Source organism: Lentisalinibacter sediminis (assembly GCF_040706615.1).
Lineage (GTDB): Bacteria > Pseudomonadota > Gammaproteobacteria > Steroidobacterales > Woeseiaceae > Lentisalinibacter > Lentisalinibacter sediminis.
On the sequence record NZ_JAPDRF010000005.1, the window covers coordinates 478587 to 496876 of the forward strand.

An 18290-nucleotide genomic window follows, 5' to 3' on the forward strand; every position below is an offset into this window, starting at 1 on the left:
ACGTTTGACGACCAGCGCGGCGCAGCAAGTGGCCCCCCGCGGGCCCGCGAGGGGCTCGCATGCGCCGGCGCTGGTCTTATTCTGCCTGTTCGTTATACAGCCCTGCGGCACCGCTACCGCCGGCGCCGGCGATCCCTGGTCCGACGCACTCGCCGCCAAAGACCTCGCAGCCATCGAGAGCCTGCTCGATCAGGACGGCGTCGATCCCGACCGACGGACGACCGGTGACAAGACCGCCCTGATGTTCGCCGCGCGCGAAGGTGCACTCGACACCGTGGCCCGGTTGCTGGCGGTCGGCGCCGATGCCAATGCCCGGAATGCCAATGGCGGCACTCCCCTGATGTACGCCGCCCTCGGTGGTGATCCGGCGGTAACGCGGCTGCTCCTCGAGGCCGGTGCGCAGCCCGGGCTGCAGGCCAAGCTCGGCTGGACGGCCCTGGGGGTCGCCGCCGTCAAGGGCCATGCCGCAGTCGCCGGGATCCTGCTCGAGACCGGTGCCGATCAGGGGGTGCGCGATGCCTACGGCTGGACTCCACTGATGCGCGCCGTCCACAGCCGCCGGCCGGATGTCGTGAGGATGCTTCTGAAGGCACCCGGTGCCGATCTCTCGGTCCGGCAGGAATCCGGCGCGACAGCGCTGCATATTGCCGCCGCGACGGGAGACCTGGAAATGGTCCGGATGCTGCTGGAGAACGGGGCCGACCGCCGGGCCCGCGACAGCCGCGGTAACACCCCTGCGGCTACCGCGAGAGCCAGCGGTCACCCGGAGCTGGCCGACTATCTCGAAGACCGGGCAAGGACGGCGCGAGCCGAGAGCAACTGACGAACGCCGGCCAGGCTGCGCTAACAGGCCCCCGTGCGCGAATAGTCGCTCAGCGGCCACACAGTCGCGACATCCTCCACCGGCCGCCGGATATCGTCCTTGCCGTGCGCGAGTGCGATCTGGAAGCCGAATTTGGCGAAGAATCGATCCAGCATGTCGCCACCGTACATGCCGGTCGCAAACAGGGCCTGTTCCTCGGCGTCGTACTCCAGATGCACGGCGGCGAGTGGCTGCGGCGCGGGCCCGGCGAGTACGCGCGCACCGTCCTGCGGGTCGTATACGCTGCCCTCGGAACAGCAGTAGATGACCTGCCCGCGCGCCCTCGGTGAGCTCCCGGCACCGGCCAGCGGTTCGTGCCGATAATCGATGAAGGTGACCGCCCGGGTGGGGTAACTCATGCGGTGCGCACAGATCGCCGAGAATGCGACGATGGAGCGGCCGGGCCCTGCTCCGCCGGACCAGCGGTAGGCGCGGCCGTCCGCGGTCGTCAGTTCGGCGCCGGGCTCGGCGCGCGCTCCCAGGTCGATCAGGAAGCACGGCGTCGTCACGTACGGATAGTGGAAGACATAGCTCTCTCCGACGCTCAGATCGGCCGGGCGCAGTGTCTGCCCGTCGGAGTCCACCAGCCGCGCGGTTGCGCCCGGCAGCAGTTCCCCGGCGGGACGGGCCATCAGTCCCGGATTGGCCGCCACCGCCAGCCCCGCACCGGCGCAGACTTTGAGGAACTGCCTTCGGTCGAGCGCCTTGGAATCTGTCATGTCGCCACCCCGCGAGCCGGTTGGGACGCCATGGGGCCCGTCACGGTCCCCTGCGGGTCCCGGGACAGTCGCCCGGGTTCCCGGTGCAAAAATACTATCAGAATCCCGGCACAGACAGACGCATCGGGAGGGCGCCGCCGGGCAGAGCAGTTGTTATGATCCACGTGCGGGGCGTCTGACGCGGTAGCAGTACCGCAGGCACGACCAGGGGAATGTCGAGTACACCGATGCGAGACAGCAGGGAATCGTTCACCGACCTTGAACTCGCGCATTACAGCCGGCAACTGAATCTGCGCGAGCTGGGAGCGGACGGGCAGGCGAGACTCCGGGACGCCTCGGTGCTGCTCGTGGGCCTCGGCGGCCTCGGCTCGCCGCTGGCCCTGTATCTCGCAGCCGCCGGGGTGGGCCGTATCGGCATCGCCGAGTTCGATACCGTGGAGGCATCGAACCTGCACCGGCAGGTACTCTTCGGCGCGAGCCAGGTGGGCAGCCCCAAGCTCGCCTGCGGCGCTGCCCGCCTGCGGGACCTCAATCCCCACATCTCGGTCGAGGAGCATCCCGGCGCCCTGACTCGCGACAACGCGAGAGCCCTCGTCGCCTCCTACGACGTGGTGGCCGACGGTGCCGACAACTTCGCGACGCGCTATCTGGTCAACGACTCCTGTGTGCTGGAGGGCCGGCCGCTGGTGTCGGCATCGATACTCGGCTTCGAGGGTCAGCTATCGGTTTACCACCATGACGGCGGCCCGTGCTTCCGCTGTGTATTCCCCGAGCCGCCGCCGGCGGGACTGGTACCCTCCTGTGCCGAGGGAGGCGTGCTGGGGGTGCTACCGGGGGTGATGGGCACGCTGCAGGCCACAGAGGTCATCAAGCTGATCGCGGGTCTGGGCGAGGTTGCGAGCGGCAGGCTGGTCCATTACGACGCGCTCACCCTGACCTTCTCTACATTCCGGGTAGGGAGAGATACCGATTGCGCCTTGTGTGGCGATTCTCCCAGCATTGTCGAGCTGGTGGATTACCAGGCATTCTGCAGCGGGGGCACGGCCGAGACAGCCGGCATCGCGGAACTCTCGCCTACGGAGGCAGCCGATTTGCTGGGCACGGGGGAAGAGACGGTTCTCGTCGACGTCCGCGAAGCGCACGAGCGACGCGCGGACGATCCGCTGCACTCGGCACATATCCCGCTGGCCGAAGTCATCGAGAACGGTGTGCCGTTTCCGCCTTCCGCGCGGCTGATCCTGTTCTGCGCGTCAGGCTCACGCAGCCTGCTCGCTGCCGAGGCGCTGACGAGGATGGGCTACCGCCACGTGCACAATCTGACGGGCGGCCTGGCCGCATGGCGGCGCCAGTTTCAGAGCGACACCTGAGCAGACCGGTGCGACAACGGTCGGGGGATACCGAGGAGCGAACCATGGTTGCTACGAGCATTTTTCCAGCGGGAGAGAGTGCCTGGCGGAACGCAGCCGCTGCACCGGCCTGCGATCAGCCGCCTCGCGCCGGTGCCGGCCGCGTCCGGATCGCCCCCGGTTGGCTGGCTCTGGGCGTGCTCGTCTGCTCGGCGTCGGCGACGGCCGACGAATTCGACGCCACCGTCTACGAGCTGGGGGAATTGATCGTGACCGCCGAGCAGCCGCGGGTCGTCGAGGAAGTCAGCACGCTGGACGAGATCACCGCGGAGGACATCCAGCGGGCGGGCGCGCGGACGCTGGATCAGGCCCTCGAACTGCTGCCCGGGCTCTACATCCGTAACGAGACCAACGGTACGCCCCGCATCGATGTGCGCGGGCTGCGCACGCGGAACGTGCTGCTGCTCCTCGACGGCGTGCCGCTGAACTCGACTTTCGACGGCCAGTTCGACCCGGCCGGGATACCCGTGGAGAACATCGCACGGATCAAGTTCACCCGCGGCGTGAGTTCCGTGCTCTACGGACCCGGAGGTAACGGCGGGGTGATCAACATCGTGACCCGGAACGCCTCGGACGAGCCCGCCGGCTACCTGCTGGCCGAACACCAGTTCGAGGACGAGTGGCAGGCACGGGGCCGTTTCTCGCTCAGGTCCGACAAGCTGTCCTGGTTCGTGTCCGGCTCAGCCCGCGATCGCGAGCACTGGGTACTGCCCGACGACTTCGAACCGACCAGCCTGCAGCCGGGCGAAGAGCGGGTGAACAGCGATCGGCGGGACGAGGCGCTCTACTCCAGCCTGACCTATCAGTTCGCGGACCGGACGAGCGCCGGCCTGAGTATCGGCTATAACGCCGGCGAGTACGGCAGACCCCCGGCCGTCACGCCCCGCAACGAGTCGCCCTTCGTCAGGCGCATCCGTTACGAGCAGGTGGACTACGACGCCCTGACCACCCAGCTGGTCGCCCGCCATGCGCTCAATGACACTCTCAGCGTCCGCCCGGCGCTATTCCACAATCGCCGCAACGAAGTCACCGACGGCTTCGACGACACCAGCTATGCCAGCCAGGATGCCGCCGGCGCTTTCCACGAGGACGCCACCACCACCATCGGTGGCGGCAGCATTCAGGCGGTCTTCGATACCGCCACACTGGGACTCGCCACCATTTCCGTCTCCGGACGCCGCGAGAACTGGGACGCCTCCGGCTTCACCCTCGAGGGTGGCGGCGGTGGTGGCGGCGGTGGCGGCGGCGACACCGTCACCCGGACACCGCTGGACGAGGAACACGACGTCGACATCTATTCCGTGGCCGCCGAATGGGAGCGGCATTTCTCCACCGACTTCTCCGGCGTTGCCGGATTCAGCTGGAACCGGCAGGCCCGGGACGATGCCGGCAACGAAGAAGGCTGGAGCTACCTTCTCGGCGCGCGCTACGCGTTCACCGAAGACACCCGGATACGCGGCTCCTATGCCCGCCAGATCCGCTTCCCGACCCTGCGCGATCTCTACGAGATCGACCGTGGCAACCCCGCCCTGGAGCCGGAGAACACCGATAACTTCGAGCTGGCGCTGGAGAGGGACTTGCGCAACGGGCGCTCGGGCGCCGAACTGGTGCTCTACCGCGTGGAGGCGAAGGATTTCATCGCGCGGGGCCCCAGCGGGCTGGCCGAGAACTACGACGAGCTGAGATTCCAGGGCTTCGAGCTCAACGGCCGGCACAGCGTCGGCGGCAACCTCGAGTTCCGTCTGGGCTACACATTTCTCGACTCGGAGAACCAGGGCGAGGCCGCGGAGACGAGCGAGCTGCAGAATCGGCCCGAGCACAAGCTGAGCGTGCGGCTGGACTACGACTGGCGCCCCGACACCCGGCTGTATGCCGCCTACCTGTACGTAGCCGATGCACTGGCCCTGTCGCGCGGCACTCCCGTCGAGACGACGGAGGTGGGCGACTATCAGGTGGTGGACATCGGTGTCTCGCACTTGCTCCGGAGTCAGCGTCTGCGCGTGATCGGACGCATCGAGAACCTGTTCGACGAGGAGTATCAGGAGTCCTTCGGTTATCCGCGGCCAGGCCGCCAGATCTATCTCGGCGCCGAAGTGAGGCTGTGAGCCCGGCGGAGCCGGCGAGGCGATATCCTGCATGCGTTTTCTGATCGGTATCGACGATACGGACAACCTGGAGAGCCGGGGCACCGGCTTCCGGGCTCGCCTTCTCGGCGCCTCCCTCGCAGAGGCGGGCCTCGCCAGGACTGACGGCGTCAGCCGCCATCAGCTGCTCGTGCACCCGGACATCCCCTACACGTCCCACAACAGCTCGCTGTGCCTGGATGCCGATGTGTTGCGGGGGCGCCTGGACGACGTCGTGGAATTCTGCCGGGATTTCCTGCTGAGAGAGAGTGCCGAAGGTTCCGACGCAGGCCTGTGCATCGCCGCATTCGACTCACTCGACGAAGACGTGCAGACGTTCGGCAGGCTGGCCAAAGAACGGGTGCTGGACCAGGACGAAGCCGTGGCCGTCGCTCGCCGGGCGGAAGTTTTTCTGCAAGGGCTCACCGGCGACCATGGCGGCATTATCGGCGCGCTGGCCGGCGTCGGACTGAGGCGCTCGGGCCGGGATGGCCGTTTCGTCTGGCTGGAGGGCGTGCGTGAATTGTCCGGCGTGGCTCGGGCCGCAGACCTGTTACGGGATACCGGTATCGACGCCATCGAGGACCGGCAGGGTACGCCGGTGCCGGCCGACGACGTCATTTGCGTCGATCCCTGGCCACGTGCTCTACTGATCGACGAACGGGCCGTGTTATTGGTGGAAAAAGCGGAGAAGAACGATGTCGGCTTCGACTGGCAACTCCTCCCCAGAGAAGAAATCCGGCGTTATTGAGCCCTCGGCGGAGCTGACCCGCACGCATCTCATGCTGTTGCTGGGACTGGGCGCCGCCATCGTGCTCCTGCGGGAAGTGTTCCGCATCCCGCTGGGACTGCCCGGACACCACGGCGTCGAGGCCATGGCCCTCCTTGCCACTGCACGGTTCTGCACGGATCACCGCTGGGGTGCCACCATCGCCGCCATGGGCGCGGCGCTCACGGCGGGCGCGATCGGCGCCGGTCACGGCGGTCTGTTCCCCGCTCTGTATCTGTTGCCCGGCCTGGTCATCGATACGGGCGCCATGCTGGTGCCCGGCTGGCGCCGGCGACTGCTCTGGATTCCCCTCTTTGCCGCGCTGGGCCACGCCACCAAGCCGGTGGTGAAGTGGTTCGCGCTCGGCGGCACCGACGTGCACATGGGTTCCATGGTGAATGGCCTGCCCTATCCGCTGACCACCCACCTGCTGTTCGGCTTCACCGGTGCACTGGTGGCGACGCTGGGATGGCGCGCGCTCGAGAAGCGATCCTCCTCTTCCTGAGTGCTGCCGGCGCACCTGCTTCAGCCCGAACTCCGCGGGCAGCCTGCGATAAATGCCGCCCTTGCGGACGCCGAATGCATCGGCCACCTCTCTTCTCAGCGCTTCGTCTCTCTGCGCATCGCCCGTGGATTCCTCCAGGTGCACGTAGATGAGCCCGATGGGCAGGCCTTCCGCGAGCTCGGCCTGAATCTCGACGTCTCGTCGCGTCTCGGCGGCATCGGATTGGCCGAAGCGGAGGGTGGGCGCCGTCATGCCCGTGCGGCGTCGCTATGGCAGACGGACCACCTTTTTGGGTAGTCTTGGCGCGCACAAGAACCGATGCGGCGATGCCGCGCCTCCCGGCGAATAATAATGAAGAAACGCACCAATTCCCCGCCTCGGGACAACAGTGGAGTGACGCGCATGGCTCAGATTGGGCGGGGCACCCTGCGGACGACGGACCTGTGGAAGACGGCAGTCGTGCCCGTTCTGGTTGCACTCCTCGCCGGCTGTGGCGAACCGCCCCCGGCAACACCGGAGGAAGTGGCCCGACCCGCGCAGATCGTCACCGTCGGCGCCACGGACCTCGGCTCCGGCCTGCGCTTCCCCGGCCGCGTCCGCGCGGTCAAGCGCGCCGAGTTGGCCTTCGACGTGGCCGGCAAGCTCGTGGAGTTCCCGGTTACCGAGGGTCAGACGCTGAAGGCCGGCGCCCTGATCGCCGCGCTGGATGCCGAGCAGTTCCAGCTCCAGCTCTCGGCGGCCCGGGCGGAGTACGACAAGGCCCGCGCGGATTACGAACGCGTGGAGAAGGTCTGGCAGGAAACCCAGGCCGTCGCCCGGGCCGAAGTCGACCAGAAACGCACCGCCATGGAGGTGGCGCGCTCCCGTTATGCGGCCGCCCGCAAGGAGTTCGAGGATACCCGCCTCACGGCGCCTTTCGACGGCATCGTCGCCCGCCGCTACGTGGAGAATTTCCAGGCGGTGCAGGCCAAGGAGCCGGTGGCCAGCCTGCAGGACCTGGCCGAGCTCGAGGTGGTGATACACGTGCCCGAGCGCATCGTGCAGGGCGCGCCGCGGCGCGTAGCCGGCGAGGTCGTATTCGAGGGCATACCCGGACAGCGCTTCCCGGTGACGCTGAAGTCGTTCTCTTCCGAGGCGGATCCCCAGACCCAGACCTACGAGGTGGTGCTGTCGCTGACCCGGCCACAGGGCGTGACCATCCTGCCGGGCATGGCGGCCGAGGTCTTCCCGTCGGTGGCCGCCGGCGAGGGCGAGGAGGCGCTGCTGGTGCCGATGAAAGCGATATTCGCCGGCCCCGAGGGCGACTCCCGGGTGTGGGTGGTGGATCCCGACACCTCCCGCGTGAGCCAGCGCGTGATCGAGATCGGCGAGGTCACGGGCGAGGGGGCCGTGGTGACGGCCGGCCTCGCATCCGGCGAGCGCATCGTCACGGCCGGCGCGAGTCACCTGCGCGACGCCATGCTGGTGCGGCCCCTCTGAGGGCCGGGACTCCGCCGTGGATCTCGCCGACTACACGCTACGCAAGAGCACCATCGCCTGGGTCGGCTGCGCGCTGCTGCTGATTGGCGGCTATCTCTCCTATCTCGGCCTCGCCCGCTATGAGGACCCGGAGTTCATCATCCGCACGGCCGTCATCTCGACGGCCTATCCCGGCGCGCTTCCCCTCGAGGTCGCCGACGAGGTGACGGATGTCATCGAGGGCGCGGTGCAGCAGCTGCAGGAAGTCGAGGAGGTCACCTCCGTCTCGCGCATGGGCAACTCCCTGGTCAAGGTCGAGATGAAGCTCGCTTTCTCCAAGACCCGGGCCGAGCTCGAACAGATCTGGGACAAGCTGCGGCGCAAGGTGAACGACGCCCAGTCGCGCCTGCCGCCGCGTGCAGGCCCCTCTTTCGTCAACGACGACTTCGGCGACGTGTTCTCGCTGTTCTTCGCCGTCACGGGCGAGGGCTACTCGCTGACGCAGATCCGCGACTACGTGGACGATCTCGAGCGTGAGCTGCTACTTGTGCCGGGCGTCGCACGGGTGGCGACACTGGGGGCGCCGAAGGAAGCCATCTTCGTCGAGATCGCCTCCACCAGGGCCACGCAGCTGGGCATACCGCTGCAGGATATCTACCGCGTGCTGCAGGCGCAGAACGTCGTCATGCCTGCCGGCGATACCCTGGCGGGCGAGCAGCGCATCGCCATCACGCCGGTGGCGCCGGTGGACTCGGTGGAAGCGATCAGCAGCATCACGCTGGGCTCTTCCAGCGGCGAGCAGATCATCACGCTCGGCGACGTGGCCAGCGTCACGCGCGGCGTCGTCGAACCGGCGAGCGCCTATGTCCGCTTCGACGGCCAGCCGGCCGTCGGGCTCGGTATCTCCAACGTCGCCGGCGGCAATGTGGTGCAGATGGGCGATGCCGTGAAGGCGCGCCTGGCCGAGCTGGAGTCGCTCAGGCCGGTGGGCATGGAGCTCAACGTCATCTCCTACCAGTCCGACTCGGTGCGCGCGGCGGTCGCCGGTTTCGTGAACAACCTGATCGCCGCACTCGTGATCGTCATCGGCGTGCTGGTGGTGTTCATGGGGCTGCGCAGCGGGCTGATCGTCGGCGCCGTCCTGCTGCTCACGGTGGCGGGCACGCTGATCGCGATGAACCTGGACGGCATCGCCATGCAGCGCATCTCGCTGGGCGCGCTGATCATCGCGCTGGGCATGCTGGTGGACAACGCCATCGTGGTCACCGACGGGATACTGGTGCGGCTGCAGCGGCGCGAGGACCCCCGCGAGGCGGCCTCCGCGGTGGTGCGCTCCACCCAGTGGCCGCTGCTCGGTGGCACCGCCGTGGGCATCCTGGCCTTCAGCGCCATCGGCCTGTCGCCCAGCGACATGGGCGAATACGCCGGCTCGCTGTTCTGGGTGATCCTCTATTCCATGCTGCTCTCCTGGCTGCTGGCGGTGACCATCACGCCGTTGCTGTGCGTGCGTTTCCTGCGGGTGAAGCCCAGGGACCCGGAAGCCGATGGCGGCGAGGGCGGCATACTCGGCCGCTACCGCGGCGTGCTCACGACGGTGCTGCGTCACCGCGCTGCCTCCGGTGTCACGCTGATCGTGCTGCTGGCCGGCGCCATCATCGGCTTCGGCTACGTGCCCCCCGGCTTCATGCCCGATTCGGCGCGGCCCCAGTTCGTGGTGGACATGTACCTGCCCCAGGGGACGGACATCGAGGCCACGGCCGCGGAGATGAAAGCGGCCGGCGAATACGTGCGCACGAAGCCCGGCGTCAGCAACGTCACCAGCTTCATCGGCCAGGGCGGGCTGCGCTTCATGCTGAGTTACAGCCCCGAAGACCCGAGCTCGAGCTACGGCCAGCTGCTGGTGGACGTCGAGGACAATTCGGTGATCCCGGGCCTGGTCGGCGAACTCCAGGCCGAACTCACGGCGCGCCACCCGGATGCCGACGTCAAGGTCTGGAAGTTCATGCTCGGCCGCGGCGGCGGCAAGAAGATCGAGGCCGCGTTCCGCGGCCCCGACCCGGACGTCCTCAGACGGCTCGCCGACCAGGCGAAGGCCGTCATGGCGGGGGATCCGGAGACGATGGCGGTGCAGGACGACTGGCGCCAGCGCGTGCCCGTCCTGCGTCCGCTGGTGGACGAGGTGGCGGCCCGCCGTGCGGGCGTGAGCACCAGCGAGGTCAGCGCCGCTCTGCAGCGGGTCTATACGGGCGAGACCGTGGGCGTCTACCGCGAGGGCGACGACCTCATTCCCATCGTCTCACGGGCGCCGCTCGCCGAGCGTGCCGGCCCCGACGAGCTGGACAATGTGCAGGTCTACAGCCCGGCCGCCGGGCGTTATCTGCCGGTGGGTCAGCTGGTGCGGGACGTCGAGATCCAGTGGGTGGACGCGATAATCCGGCGGGTGGACCGGTTCCCCACCATCAAGGCCCAGGCCGACCCGCTGCCCGGCAAGCTCTGGGCGCCGGTGCTGGAACGGCTGCGACCGCAGGTCGAGGCCATCGAGCTGCCGCCCGGTTACGCCCTGGAGTGGCACGGCGAATACCAGGCCTCCCAGGAGGCCAATGCGGGCCTGGCCGCGTCCGCGCCGTTCGGTTTCGCGGCCATGATCCTGGCCGTGGTGGTCATGTTCAACGCCTTCCGCCAGCCGCTGGTGATCTGGCTGACGGCGCCGCTCGCGCTGATCGGTGTCACCGTCGGCCTGCTGCTCTTCCAGACGCCGTTCGAGTTCATGGCCATCCTCGGCTTCCTGAGCCTCATCGGCATGCTGGTCAAGAACTCCATCGTGCTGGTGGACCAGGCGGACGCCGAGATCGCGGGCGGCAAACCCGGGCAGCAGGCGGTGCTCGATGCCGCCGTCGCCCGTGCCCGGCCGGTGTTCCTCGGTGCGCTCACGACCATACTCGGCGTGGCGCCGCTGCTGGCGGATCCCTTCTTCAAGAGTATGGCCGTCACCATCATGTTCGGCCTGGCGTTCGCGACGCTGCTCACGCTGGTGGTAGTGCCGCTGCTCTATGCGGTGCTGTTCCGGATCCGGGAGCCGTCCGCGGGCTGACGGTAGCCGGCTTGTCGGGCCTGAAGGCCCTCCTACATCAGTCTTGGCGTATTAGTCCTGGCGTAGCAGGCGAATCGGCCCGCTCTCCGGCAGGGCCAGCCGCCACTCACGCGCCGGGATTTCCCGCTGGTCGCCGAGGGTCACGGTGGCGCGTATCGAGCGGCTGAGCGCGTTGGCGTTCAGCCTCTGGTAGTAGGCGAGGTTAGCCGCATAGAAGGGCAGGACGTCCTCCAGCACGCTGTCGGTATCGAGGGCTGCCGCGAAGGCCTCGTAGAAGCGGGCCACCGCCTGCGCCACCGGCGTGTCCCCGGCCAGCTGCTGCGACGGCGCGATGATCCACGTGCGGTCGGCCTGCAGCACGCAGGTGCCGGCAAAGGCCTCGGCTCGATCCTCCGGCCACTCGACGGGGGCGATCAGGCTCAGCACCCATTCGCCTTTCACCAGGTACAGATAGTTGGTGACGCCGACCGCCGGCTTGTAGCGGAACTTCGCCGACAGCACCAGCAGCGAGGTGAACAACTCCGCCAGCACCTGATTCCGCGGCTTGGCGACGACGCCCCTGGGCGCGCTTGCGTACCAGTCCAACAGGAAGCCGTTCGCGCTCTTGCCGTCCGGGTTGGCCGGCCGCAGGGAGACCGCGGTGCCGGCGTCGGCGGAGTCCTTGCGATGTGGTTCTTCGTCCATGAGTGACCGGCATTCGGGGGTGGCGACGGGTGCCCGCCCGATCGGGTGGCTACACGTTGTTCGAGCGTCTGCCCGGAACGGATTCCGGCCGCACTGCCGGTCGATTATACGGCAGCACGATGGTGCACCGGCTCGGCACAACAGTCCCGGCCCGCCGCCGGATCCGGTTCCGTTCCGCCGTGTCCGAATCTAGAATGACCGGGTTCTTCAGCGGAAATCCCACCATGCGCCAGTTCAAGTTCGGATTCTGTGTTCTCCTGTTGCCCTTCGCCGCCCTCGCCGACGAGGGCATGTGGACGCTCGACAACTTTCCGTCGGCCGAGGTCGAGGAGACGTACGGTGTCGTCGTCGACGACCCCTGGCTGGAGCGGGCGCAGCTCGCGACGACGCGGCTGGAGAACGGCTGCACCGGCTCGTTCGTCTCTCCGGACGGGCTGATCCTGACCAACAACCACTGCATCTGGGGGTGCGTGCGCAACCTCAGCACCGACGAGCGCAACCTGTCCGACGAGGGTTTCCTGGCCACCGAACGCGGCGAGGAACTGCAATGCCCCGGCCAGCAGGTCTCGGTACTCGTCGACTACGAGGAAGTCACCGAACAGGTATCGGAGGCGATCGAGGGTCTGTCCGAGACCGAGGCCAACGAGACGCGCAAGGCCATGCTCACCCGGCTCGAATCCGCCTGCGAGTCGGCTTCCGAGGGCGCGCTGCGCTGCGAGGCCGTCACCCTCTACAACGGCGGCCAGTATTTCATCTACGCCTATCGGCGCTATGACGATGTGCGGCTCGTCTTCGCCCCCGAACTCGATATCGCCGCCTTCGGTGGCGACCCCGACAACTTCAATTTCCCACGCTGGTCGTTCGACATGTCCTTCCTGCGCGCTTACGAAGATGGCGAGGCGGCATCGACGCCGGACTACCTGACGTGGCGCCGCGGCGGTCCCGAGGCCGGTGACCCGGTCTTCGTCACCGGCCATCCGGGCAGCACGTCCCGTCAGCTGACCATCACCGAGCTCAGGATGCTGCGCGACGTCGTCTACCCGATCTGGCTGCTGCGTTACTCGGAGCTCCGAGGCCGCATGCTCGCCTGGCAGCACACGAGTCCGGAGGCCGAGCGTGCCGTGCAGCAGAACATCCTGCTGGTGGAGAACGGCATCAAGGTGCTGCGCAATCGGCTGTTCGCCCTGCTGAACGACGAGATGATGGCCGAGAAGGCCGCCGGCGAGCGCAAGCTGCGGGAAGCGGTGGCGGCGAATCCGGAGTACGAGGCGGAATACGGCGAGGCGTGGGAGCTCATCGCCGACGCCGTCGCGGCGCGTCGCAACATCTACGAGCAACACCTGTTCATCGAGAACGCCGCCGGGCTGATGGGCGACCTGTTCGGTTATGCGAAGACCATCGTCCGCGGCACGGTCGAGCGCGAGAAGCCGAACGAGCAGCGGATCCGGGCCTACACTGATGCCGCGCTGCCCCAGGTGGAGCAGCGGCTGCTGGCCGAGCGGCCCGTCAGCAAGCCCTACGACGAGCTCCGCCTCACGTTCTCGCTGGAGAAGATGCGCGAATGGCTGGGGCCGGACAGCTCCTACGTGAAGACCATCCTCGCCAACGAGTCACCGGATGCGCTGGCCGAATACCTCGTGGAAAACACGCGCCTTGACGAGGCCGCGTTCCGGCGCGAACTCTGGGAGGGCGGCATCGAGGCCGTCAGGGCCAGCGACGACCCGATGATCCGGCTCGCTCTCGCCATCGAGCCGGCCGCCCGGGAGCTTCGCGAAGCCTACGAGCAGCGCGTCGAAGCGCCGCTGACACGCGGTCAGGAGATGATCGCGGATGCGCGATTCAGGATCTACGGCACCGGGATCTACCCGGATGCCACGTTCACGCTGCGGGTGAGCTACGGCGCGGTCGAGGGCTGGGAGGAGAATGGCGAGTACGTGGCCCCGCTCACGAAGACGCGCCGGCTGTTCGAGCGGGCCACCGGCGAGCGGCCGTTCCTGGTGCCGGACAGCTGGCAGAAAGCGCGCGAGGCGCTGGATCCCGGGACGCCGTTCAATTTCGTCAGCACCGCGGATACCACCGGCGGCAACTCGGGCAGCCCGGTCATTGCGGCGGACGGCGCTCTGGTCGGTGTCGCGTTCGACGGCAACATCCACTCGATCGCGGGTGAGTTCTGGTTCGATCCGGACCTCAACCGGTCCGTCGCCGTCGATACGGCCATCATGCTGGAGGCGCTGGAAAAGGTGTATGGCGCCGGGCACCTGCTGGAGGAGCTGACCGTCGTCGAGTGAGCCGGCGGGGCGATCGAAGCTATTGGGATTGTCGGGCGGGGGCAGTAGACTAGCCGCATTGCCCGCGGCGGGTGTAGTTCAATGGTAGAACATCAGCTTCCCAAGCGTGCGACACGAGTTGTGTCAGTGGTAATGCTAGCCACCTCCAAGCGCTTAATAAACTTGGAGAAAATTAGATTGTCGGTACAGGCGTTTTAACTTGTGACCGACAGGCGGGCTCCGTCATATTTTGCGGAGATCGTTACCCCCGGGGGTTGCGCAAAGTGGCAACACAGCGCGCAAGAACCCCCAAATGCGGGCTCTTTTTTTCCCGCATGACACGACGAAGGCTATGCAAGTAATTGTCGGATGGCGTCGCAATTCGCCTGCCCGACCCGGTATCCAGCTACCGGTAGCCTAGGAGCGGTGCATGACTGGCAACGGTCGTGTGCCAAGCGCTCTGACAATGTAGCTTCCCTACGGGGGCGTTCGTCCTCGCGAGGGGGCGGCGTGCGGCGTGCAGGTTCAGCATGTCGTGGCGCTAGGCTGGGTTGAAGGATCAGCGTAAGCGAATCGCTGTTAAACGTCGTAAAGCTGAATGGGCTTAATTGAACCTATTGGCCCTACCCAAAAGGGATGTGGACGGTTGTGTTGTTGCTTGGTCAACGCACGCTGGCAGTAGTTTCCACCGGCGGAAAGGCGGGATCCTCCCAACTCTGTTACTTGCATGGAACGTGGCAACCCCAATGCGATGTCCGTTGACACGGACTAAGGAAACCGTAAGGATTCCCGATGTCGCAGTGGGGAAAGGAAGGCGGAAGAAGCGAATGCCGTGGCTGTAATGGCTCGGATAGGGGATGGAACGATCGCCCCGGCCTGAAAGGGCGCTGACGTCCGCCAGGTGGCCTATTGCTAGATAGGTCTGTACCCACCTTCCCAAAGGGATGGATTTTCACGTCCCTGCGGGGTCACGTGCGTCCATTCTCTTTGGGGTAATGGGCGGGTGTAGCTCAATGGTAGAGCTTCAGGTTCCCAACCTGACGACGAGGGTTCGATTCCCTTCACCCGCTCCATATCACCTCGGAGGTAGATATGGACGCTGCAAAGAAGCCTTTGTGCGATGTCGCCTCCGCCGACTGGCAGGATTGGAACCACATTTCGTGGTCCCAGACCCAACGGACGGTTGGCAGGTTGCAGACTCGCATAGCAAAGGCAGCGAACGACGGTAACTGGCGCAAGCTCAAACGCCTGCAACGGTTACTTGTCCGCTCGACTAGCGGCCGCTGTATGGCTGTACGACGAGTGACCGAAAACCGGGGTCGGAAGACTCCGGGGATCGATGGGGCAAGCTGGTCTACTCCGGTAGAAAAGTGGAAGGCCGTTGAGGCGCTTGGCGCCAAGACGTACCGACCCAAGCCCCTGCGTCGCATCCACATCCCGAAGTCGAACGGTGGCAATCGGCCATTGGGAATTCCAACAATGAGCGACAGAGCCATGCAGGCTTTACACCTGCTGGCGCTGGAACCCGTTGCGGAAACCCTTGGCGATATCCACTCCTATGGTTTCAGACCGTACCGATCCACCGCGGATGCCATCGTCCAGTGCGCGAATGTGCTGGGTCGCGGGCACTCCGCCAAGTGGGTCTTGGAGGCGGATATCAAAGGTTGCTTCGATAACATCGATCATGACTGGCTTTGCCGGAATATCCCGATGGATAGGACGGTATTGCGGAAATGGTTGAAATCCGGCTTCGTGGAAAACCACCGGCTCTACCCGACAGAGGCAGGCACTCCACAAGGGGGCATCATATCTCCTGTGCTGGCCAATCTTGCGCTGGATGGGCTCGGCCGATTGCTCTCCGAGCAATTCAAGAGTCGACAAGCCAAGGTACACCTCGTTCGGTATGCAGATGACTTCATCGTCACTGGTAGTTCAAAGGAACTTCTGGAAGGCGAAGTGAAACCAATGGTCGAGGCCTTTCTGGAGCAGCGTGGACTCACGCTGTCAAAGGAAAAGACCAAGATCACTCATATCGAAGACGGGTTTGATTTTCTCGGCTGGAATGTCAGGCGCTTTTCGAAGATGCTTGTCATTTCCCCGTCGAAGAAAAATCAAAAAGCGTTCTACGCGAAGATTCGCTCCATACTCTGGGAGCTTCGAACCGCACGACAGGACGTGGTGATTGCTGCGCTGAACCCGGTAATCCGGGGATGGGCCTGCTATCACCGCTCCCAGATGGCGACGAGAACGTTCACTAAGATGGATCACCGGATCACCCTCGCGTTGTGGCGCTGGGCCAAGCGAAGACACCCCAATAAAGGTCGGAAATGGATCAAGAAGCGTTACTTCAGGTCCATCAACGGCCGCGATTGGATCTTCGCGACCAGCGACAAGGTGCTCGTGCGTCTTACGATGTTCAAGATCGTCCGGCACACGAAGATCAAGTCAGATGCAAATCCGTTCGATCCCGCTTGGGAGGTCTACTTCGAGGAGCGCGAAAAACGCTCCATCATGCAGACCAAACACGGAAAAAGGCGGTTGTTCTGGCTCTGGCAGAAACAGAAAGGGCGTTGCACTCGATGTAATCACGGCATTACCCGGAAGACCGGATGGCATATCCATCACACGGTTTTCCGATGCCGCGGTGGTTCGAACAAGACGTCAAATCTGGAACTGTTGCACCCGATCTGTCATCGGCAGCTCCATGCTGCTGATGTCAAGGTCTAAGCTGCCGGACACGTTGCGAGAGTGCGTGTCTTTCAGGCTGCTTGAGCCGTATGAGGGGAAACTCTCACGTACGGTTCTTAGGGGAGGGGATGGCCGCGAGGCCATCCCCTTACCCGACTGAGAATGAGGGTTCAATTCCCTTCACCCGCTCCAGTTTCCATCGCCGACGCCGAGGCGACCGCCCCAATCGTTCCGCTGTGAGCCCTGCGCAGAAAGGCCGTTTCGGGAGACGTATGCTGGCCCTGATAGCGACGTTTTTCTATGTGGCCGGCTTCGTCTGCGCCGGCCATGCCGCGTTGACGGTACGCACGGCCGAGGGCGCCATTGCGTGGTCGGTTTCCCTTGCCGCCATGCCGTTCGTGGCCGTCCCCGCTTATCTGGTTTTCGGGCGCAGCGAGTTCCAGGGCGCCGTCGATGCCTACGAGGCGAGGCGGGACGAGATCGATGACTTGATAGGCGAGATCCGCGCGGAACTCGAGCCCTGGGCTCGGCCGTCAGCGGACAGACCCGGCGTCTACAATGCACTGAAGGCGCTGTCCGGATTCGACCTCGTCGGCGGCAACCGTACGGAGCTGCTGATCGACGGGCAGGCCACCTTCGACAGCATCCTGGCCGGGGTCGCCGGCGCACGGGACTACGTGCTGTTCCAGTTCTACATGATCCACGACGATGAACTCGGCCGGCGGGTCGGGGACGCGCTGATCGAGCGGGCGCAGGCAGGGGTTCGTGTCTTTGTGCTGTACGACGAGATCGGCAGCCACGGCCTGCCGCCGGAGTACGTCGCCGATCTGCAGGAGGCAGGCGTGCAGGTCTCTTCTTTCCGTCCGAACCGGGGATGGCGGAATCGATTCCAGCTCAATTTCCGTAATCACCGCAAGATCGTCGTCGTGGACGGCAAGTCGAGCTGGGTCGGCGGGCACAACGTAGGCGACGAGTACCTGGGCCAAGATCCCGACTTCAGCCCGTGGCGCGACACGCATCTCCGGATCGACGGGCCGGCGGCTATTCAACTGCAGGCGGTCGTACTGGGAGACTGGTACTGGGCCACGCGCGAGATCCCGGCACTCAACTGGCGCCCGACACCGGCGGAAGACGCCGATACGCCCGTAATGATCCTGCCTTCATCGCCGAGCCGGCGACTCGAGGCGGCCGGACTCATGTTCACCACCGCGCTGCATTCGGCACACGAGCGCATCTGGATCTCCGCGCCGTATTTCGTCCCTGACGAGGCCGTCATGAAGGCGCTGTATCTCGCGGCGCTGCGAGGCGTCGACGTGCGCATCATCACCACGGAGAAGCCCGACAGTCTGCCCGTCCATCTCGCCGCGTTCCACTACATCAGACAGCTGCGGGACACGGGCATCCGGTTCTACGCCTATTCGCCGGGGTTCCTCCACCAGAAAGTCATGCTGGTCGACGATGACTTCGCCACCGTCGGCACTGCCAATTTCGACAATCGCTCGTTCCGGCTCAATTTCGAGGTCACGGCGGCCGTCGCCGAGCCGGAGTTCGCGGCAGAGATGGCGCAGATGTTCGAACGGGATTTCGCGAACTCGGTGATGATCGATCCGGCGAGCATCGACGAGAAACCGCTGTACTGGCGCCTCGGCGTCGCGCTCTCGCGTCTCGCCGCGCCGGTGCTCTGACGACCGGACGACCACGCGCGTACAGCCTGCCCG

Annotated in this window: 13 protein-coding genes and 1 tRNA gene; 12 read left to right on the forward strand and 2 right to left on the reverse strand. The window is 65.8% G+C overall.

Annotated features, from left to right (window positions below; all coding sequences use genetic code 11):
• The first annotated feature begins 4 nt into the window (after nucleotides 1-4).
• The gene (locus ACJMKX_RS12685) at nucleotides 5-823 is read left to right on the forward strand and encodes an ankyrin repeat domain-containing protein (protein ID WP_405225874.1); all 819 of its coding nucleotides are present in this window, start codon (nucleotides 5-7) and stop codon (nucleotides 821-823) included.
• 20 nt (nucleotides 824-843) lie between these two features.
• Here the strand turns inward: ACJMKX_RS12685 and ACJMKX_RS12690 are convergent, their stop codons facing one another.
• Nucleotides 844-1581, reverse strand: coding sequence for a twin-arginine translocation signal domain-containing protein (locus ACJMKX_RS12690; RefSeq protein WP_405225877.1), 738 nt, complete (start codon nucleotides 1579-1581; stop codon nucleotides 844-846).
• A 227-nt stretch (nucleotides 1582-1808) separates the two neighbouring features.
• On the opposite strand from ACJMKX_RS12690, the gene moeB reads away from it, so the two are divergent.
• From moeB to ACJMKX_RS12725, 7 genes are all read left to right on the forward strand, one after another.
• Entirely contained in the window at nucleotides 1809-2948 is a 1140-nt protein-coding gene (gene moeB / locus ACJMKX_RS12695; protein WP_405225880.1) for a molybdopterin-synthase adenylyltransferase MoeB, read from the forward strand.
• 44 nt (nucleotides 2949-2992) lie between these two features.
• The gene (locus tag ACJMKX_RS12700) at nucleotides 2993-5092 is read left to right on the forward strand and encodes a TonB-dependent receptor plug domain-containing protein (protein WP_405225882.1); all 2100 of its coding nucleotides are present in this window, start codon (nucleotides 2993-2995) and stop codon (nucleotides 5090-5092) included.
• Nucleotides 5093-5123: 31 nt separating this feature from the next.
• Nucleotides 5124-5861 (forward strand): hypothetical protein, encoded by a 738-nt coding sequence (locus tag ACJMKX_RS12705; RefSeq protein WP_405225885.1) that lies wholly within the window; start codon nucleotides 5124-5126, stop codon nucleotides 5859-5861.
• A 31-nt stretch (nucleotides 5862-5892) separates the two neighbouring features.
• Complete coding sequence (locus tag ACJMKX_RS12710; RefSeq protein ID WP_405225888.1) at nucleotides 5893-6384, forward strand: hypothetical protein; 492 nt, start codon at nucleotides 5893-5895, stop codon at nucleotides 6382-6384.
• Nucleotides 6385-6681 carry a hypothetical protein gene (locus ACJMKX_RS12715; RefSeq protein ID WP_405225890.1) on the forward strand — a complete coding sequence of 99 codons (297 nt, stop codon included), beginning with the start codon at nucleotides 6385-6387 and terminating at the stop codon, nucleotides 6679-6681.
• A 105-nt stretch (nucleotides 6682-6786) separates the two neighbouring features.
• The gene (locus ACJMKX_RS12720; protein WP_405225893.1) at nucleotides 6787-7863 is read left to right on the forward strand and encodes an efflux RND transporter periplasmic adaptor subunit; all 1077 of its coding nucleotides are present in this window, start codon (nucleotides 6787-6789) and stop codon (nucleotides 7861-7863) included.
• A 16-nt stretch (nucleotides 7864-7879) separates the two neighbouring features.
• Nucleotides 7880-10933, forward strand: a complete 3054-nt coding sequence (locus tag ACJMKX_RS12725; RefSeq protein WP_405225896.1) for an efflux RND transporter permease subunit — start codon at nucleotides 7880-7882, stop codon at nucleotides 10931-10933.
• 51 nt (nucleotides 10934-10984) lie between these two features.
• On the opposite strand, the gene ACJMKX_RS12730 is transcribed toward ACJMKX_RS12725, so the two are convergent.
• Nucleotides 10985-11617 (reverse strand): hypothetical protein, encoded by a 633-nt coding sequence (locus ACJMKX_RS12730; RefSeq protein WP_405225899.1) that lies wholly within the window; start codon nucleotides 11615-11617, stop codon nucleotides 10985-10987.
• Nucleotides 11618-11841: 224 nt separating this feature from the next.
• On the opposite strand from ACJMKX_RS12730, the gene ACJMKX_RS12735 reads away from it, so the two are divergent.
• The 4 genes from ACJMKX_RS12735 (at nucleotide 11842) to cls (ending at nucleotide 18257) form a co-directional block, all read left to right on the forward strand.
• Nucleotides 11842-13905 carry a S46 family peptidase gene (locus ACJMKX_RS12735; RefSeq protein WP_405225902.1) on the forward strand — a complete coding sequence of 688 codons (2064 nt, stop codon included), beginning with the start codon at nucleotides 11842-11844 and terminating at the stop codon, nucleotides 13903-13905.
• Nucleotides 13906-14883: 978 nt separating this feature from the next.
• A tRNA-Gly gene (locus ACJMKX_RS12740) sits at nucleotides 14884-14957 on the forward strand.
• A 19-nt stretch (nucleotides 14958-14976) separates the two neighbouring features.
• Nucleotides 14977-16611: a group II intron reverse transcriptase/maturase gene (gene ltrA, locus ACJMKX_RS12745; protein ID WP_405225905.1), complete on the forward strand. Its 1635-nt coding sequence runs from the start codon at nucleotides 14977-14979 to the stop codon at nucleotides 16609-16611.
• 233 nt (nucleotides 16612-16844) lie between these two features.
• Nucleotides 16845-18257, forward strand: a complete 1413-nt coding sequence (cls, locus tag ACJMKX_RS12750) for a cardiolipin synthase (RefSeq protein ID WP_405225908.1) — start codon at nucleotides 16845-16847, stop codon at nucleotides 18255-18257.
• Nucleotides 18258-18290: the final 33 nt, after the last annotated feature.